Below are 4,356 nucleotides of genomic sequence, written 5' to 3'. Positions count from 1 at the left end.
GGCGACGGTAGGAGTCAACCGTCGCCTTGTTGCCGCCGACGGGAACGCCGTCACCGATCCAAACGTGTTCCTTCGACGTCGTCGGTTGAGGACTGACGGCGGGCGTACTCCCCCCCGATTCGGAAGGGGTCTGGATGCTTCGACAGACATCAGCTATTTCAGGGGCCTCCGCCGCCGGTTGCACGTGAGTGGTGGTGGGTGTGGGGCACCGAACTAACGAGAGTTCGTCCGCGATGAACGGGAGCGCCCCGACGTTCGCTTCCGATGGCACCAGGTCGGTCGTCAGGCACCATTTGGGAAGGTGGGGTTCGGTAACGTCGAACGGAACGTCGAGGTACGTGTCCACCTGTTCCGCCAACGACCGTTCGTAGAGGCTGGAACAGTCGAAGTCCAGGAGCGGTTCGACCGCTTCGCGTTCCTGCACGGGGATGTCGTACGAGCCTTCGTTCCGGATGATACAGTCGAGGAAGAAGAGGTGTTGAAAGACGCGGGACACTTCCGCTTCGAACCCGTCGAACCCTCCCGTTCCATCCAGCGGATACCGACGAGTTGGGGTTTCGAGCCGTGGGGCATCGCCGGGAACCACGTTCGCGCCCAGATAGTACGCGAGTGACGTCGCGGCGTAGACGTACCGTCGCTCCGGTGGCAGTACCAGTCGTACCTCCGTTTCGGGACGAACGATGTTCGAGGGGACCGAAAACTCGTCACCGCGTTCGAGGAGCGGCGGGTGGCCACGAAGCGTGGGAAACGAGCGTTCGGGATCGAGGGTTTTCAGCGAGGACCCGAGCAGCGAGACCGCACGCATCAGGTCCTCGATGTCGTCGGTGACGGTGATCGTCCCGACGGGCAATTCGCTGTGTGATCGACTGCCGATGAAGATCGTTCGTTCTTCGCCCAGATCGATGTGAACGCTCCCGTGCCGTTCCCGAATGGAGAGTGGACAGTCGACGTGGACGTATAGTTTCATCGGGGACGTCGGTATTTCGAGGTAGGCCACCTGTTCGGAGTGCCAGTCACCGTCACACGGGTTTACGAGGTCGGAAACTGATCCGTCCGAATCCCAGACGTTGAAATCGACCCGTTCCGGGACGTCGAGACGATTCGTCCGCAACCTGACCGCCGAGTCGATCGGGACGGGAAACGTGTCGGTATCGGCCCGTTCGAGGGAGACGGGAACGGGCGTATGAAACACGAAACTGCCCTTGTCGATGGGGTCCCAGATCCGAATCCCCGACGTATCCGGGTTCGATTCGAACACCGGTGCGTTCGGGTTCGTTCGTTCGTCGTGACTCATAGTTGAACCCAGTTGGTCGTTTGTTTGTACTCCGGAATGTGCCAGCGCTGTTCCGGAACGAGGCCGTTCGACTGGCGGAGTTCGACGCGCGCATCGAACAACGGCGTCAACTCCTGAACGACCGGGTTGGACGTCGGAACCGGAAGATGATAATGGGCCATTCCGGAAACGCCACGGATGAGGGCCATGATGGTCCGGAGGAACCGTTCGACCGCTTCCTGATCACACCGTTCGAGCGGTTTGATGAGCGAGTCGAACGAGAGTCGGAGTTCCGACGGCGTCAACCCGTCCGCCCACTCGTCGAAGAAACTGACGGCGGTGACGATGTCGCTCCGTAGTTCGCGAATCGAGTCCTCGGGGGATGTCGTCAGTCGCGGCGTCTCTGGTACGGCCATCGATCCCGATACCGACCGCTCGTCGTCACCCCAGTCGATGACCCACACGTCCGGGTCGTCCGCGTTCGTCCCGCCGGGGAGTTTCGAGTTCGCGTACCGTGCCGTCGTATCGGTCAGAACGAGAACCCGCTTTCGTTCCTCGGTTGACGCCCCGAGAAGTTGCATCGTCGTCCGGTTCGTCGTCGTTTCAGAGACCCGCCCCGTGACGAGAATGTTACAGCCTCGTTGCTTGAAATCGGCGAGTACGTCGTGGAACTCCGGTGATCCACTACCCCACCGGAACGAAATCCCTGAAGACGGCATTGTTGGATGTGTAATTTGATTGTACGATAATAAAAATTCGGATAGGAACAGGGGGAAATCAGTCGTCCATCCCGTTCGTCTTCGACATCGATTCACGAATCAGGGTCCTCCGCTCCTCGACAACACGCTCTTTTTGTCGGTCCGGTTGCTACGGGGGCGTAATGAGTACCGTGAACGTCGGTCTTCGCGGGTGGCGATTCGACGCGAGAGGGGAGTATCGTACATGAAACCTGCAGTCGCTATCGTCGAACCGAAGACGCCCGGAAACATCGGAACCATCGCACGCGCGATGAAAAACTTCGGCTTGGACGACCTGAAACTCGTGAACCCGCCGGAGTTCGGACGTGACAGCGAGGCCTACGGCTTTGCCGGACAGGCCCGCGAGGACGTCCTTCCGAACTACGACGACGTCACGTTCGACGAACTGGTCGAAAACTACCACACCGTCGGACTGACGGCGACGACGAACGAGGACGCGAGCCACCACGTTCGATTTCCGTTCACGACACCGCGGGAACTCGCCGAGAACCTCGAAACGGTGGAGACGGACACCGTCCTCATCTTCGGACGGGAAGCGAACGGGTTGACGAACGAGGAACTCGCACGCATCGACGAGGTGTGCTCGATTCCTGCCAGCGCGGCGTATCCCGCGTTGAACCTCGGGCAAGCCGCGACCGTCACCCTCTACGAACTCAGGACGCTGACCGTGGACGAATACCAGTTACCGGACGTGGAACGCGAGCGCGCCGACGAGGGCGAAATAGAGGGCTTCTATGGGGCCTTTGCCGACCTGCTCGACACCGTTGACCAACCCGCCGAAAAGCACGACAAAAACATGCGAATGATCCGCAGGCTGTTCGGTCGAGCACATCCGACTGGCCGGGAAATCGCAACGCTGCGCGGCATCGTCCGGCGAGCAAACGAGCGAGCGTCGTCATCGGACTCACATCGACCGAGGCGAAACGATACATAACTTCTTTATAATCTGTCGCTAGAGTAGGGTGTAGCCATGCTTCCCCCCCTCCAATTTCATTCTCTCCCACTGGGGACTCAGTTTACGCTTCTCGTCTCTGTCCCGAGTGTATTAGTCATGCTCGTGGGTAAACAGTTGTTCTTGCCCGACGAGCGGATCAGAACCCTCTTCGTCGATTTCCTCAAAACGGACTGGAAATACCTCGGTGTCGCGTGGATCGTTACCCAAGTTGTGAACTCGGTCGCGTTGCACTTCCACGCCGGGCGGACGTTCACGGGATTCGTTTATGCCATCGAAGGGGCGTCCGTCGCGACGTTCCAGACGGTCGCGTCCAAGCCCCTCACGCTGGCGTTTACCGGCGTGTATCTCGTCGGCCTCCCGTTCGCCGTGCTGTTCACGTACTTCAAACTGAAGGCACACGACGAGGAAGAGGCACACCGCTACGCGCTGGCGTACGTCATCCTCGTCGTCCTCGCCGTTCCGTTCTTCGTCTTCTTCCCGGTGAAGGTGTCGTCGCTGTATCTGACCTCCGTCCAACCGCTGATGTACCAACTCAGTCCAGCGATCCAGTACGGTATCTTCTCCACCGACACGCTGGTGAAGTCCTTCCCCAGCCTCCACACCGGTTTGTCGGTACTCGCCGCGCTCTACGCCCGGAAGGCGGATACCACGTACGCCTACACCATCGCGTTCCTCGCGGCGGCAATCGTCATCTCGACGCTCTATCTCGGCGTCCACTGGCTGACGGACGCGGCCTTCGCGCTCGTGCTCGTCGCCTGCGCCTACACCCTCTCCCGCCAGTTCAGTGAGCCGCGTTGGTCGGTCGTCTCACGGGAGGCCCTCGCGGCGGTCCGGCGAACGGCCGAACGATAAGACCGGACGCGCTGCGGTCGAAACGTCTCCGTGAAGTGCATCACACCATCTCGGACGAGTGTGGTGGGTTGAAAGTCGCGGACATCTCTACCGAGTACAACGCCGGGGTTGGACTTCCGACGTCGAACGTCGTCTCTGTCACGGTAATTCGAACCTCGGACAAGGATTATCCGAAACTGACAAAGAAGCTGGAACGGCGGATCGGAGAGAAAGTGGGCAGCAACGTCGCCGTCCAGATGAAGTTCACCACTATCGAAGGCAACACGATATCGTGAACGCGAAACGACGGTGACTACGCCTCGAACACGACTGGGGCACCGTCGCGAACGTCGAATGTCGCACGCTCACCGCGGGAAACTGGCGACTCGCGACCTTGCATCACGACGCGAACGTCCGAAAGCGAGTCGGAGTCGGGGTTGACGATGTAGTTGGTCTGGTCGCCTTGGAAGTAGCGCTCGACGATTTCACCCTCGATGGGACCCCTCCCGTTTGCGAGCACGAACTCCTCCGGGCGAATC

The 4,356-nt window shown here is 60.1% G+C and carries 5 protein-coding genes and 1 pseudogene; 3 read left to right on the top strand and 3 right to left on the bottom strand.

What is annotated here, in order from left to right; genetic code table 11:
- Both WBV42_RS10030 and WBV42_RS10025 read right to left on the bottom strand, forming a co-directional pair.
- Positions 1 to 1,294: pseudogene (locus tag WBV42_RS10030) on the bottom strand (hypothetical protein); the annotation flags it as partial.
- Positions 1,291 to 1,992, bottom strand: coding sequence for a DUF7504 family protein (locus WBV42_RS10025; RefSeq protein WP_423985905.1), 702 nt, complete (start codon positions 1,990 to 1,992; stop codon positions 1,291 to 1,293). The gene WBV42_RS10025 and the pseudogene WBV42_RS10030, both read right to left, overlap by 4 nt.
- Positions 1,993 to 2,215: 223 nt before the next feature.
- Between WBV42_RS10025 and WBV42_RS10020 the strand changes: the two genes are divergently transcribed.
- From WBV42_RS10020 to WBV42_RS10010, 3 genes are all read left to right on the top strand, one after another.
- Complete coding sequence (locus tag WBV42_RS10020; protein WP_423985904.1) at positions 2,216 to 2,965, top strand: RNA methyltransferase; 750 nt, start codon at positions 2,216 to 2,218, stop codon at positions 2,963 to 2,965.
- 117 nt (positions 2,966 to 3,082) lie between these two features.
- Positions 3,083 to 3,838, top strand: a complete 756-nt coding sequence (locus WBV42_RS10015; protein WP_423985903.1) for a phosphatase PAP2 family protein — start codon at positions 3,083 to 3,085, stop codon at positions 3,836 to 3,838.
- Between the two features lie 35 nt (positions 3,839 to 3,873).
- Positions 3,874 to 4,113: a hypothetical protein gene (locus WBV42_RS10010; protein WP_423985902.1), complete on the top strand. Its 240-nt coding sequence runs from the start codon at positions 3,874 to 3,876 to the stop codon at positions 4,111 to 4,113.
- 17 nt (positions 4,114 to 4,130) lie between these two features.
- On the opposite strand, the gene WBV42_RS10005 is transcribed toward WBV42_RS10010, so the two are convergent.
- A partial coding sequence (locus WBV42_RS10005) for a TOBE domain-containing protein (protein ID WP_423985901.1) occupies positions 4,131 to 4,356 on the bottom strand: 226 nt, incomplete at its 5' end.

The sequence above is a fragment of the Haladaptatus sp. genome, from assembly GCF_049589095.1.
GTDB lineage: Archaea > Halobacteriota > Halobacteria > Halobacteriales > Haladaptataceae > Haladaptatus.
The sequence above is the reverse complement of the archived record's forward strand: the minus strand, read 5'-3'. Positions and strand labels throughout refer to the sequence as shown.

Excerpts from the sequence above, each read along its gene's own strand:
- WBV42_RS10025 (WP_423985905.1), bottom strand. The coding sequence starts at position 1,992 with ATGCCGTCTTCAGGGATTTCGTTCCGGTGGGGTAGTGGATCACCGGAG.
- WBV42_RS10015 (WP_423985903.1), top strand. The coding sequence starts at position 3,083 with ATGCTCGTGGGTAAACAGTTGTTCTTGCCCGACGAGCGGATCAGAACC.
- WBV42_RS10020 (WP_423985904.1), top strand. The coding sequence starts at position 2,216 with ATGAAACCTGCAGTCGCTATCGTCGAACCGAAGACGCCCGGAAACATC.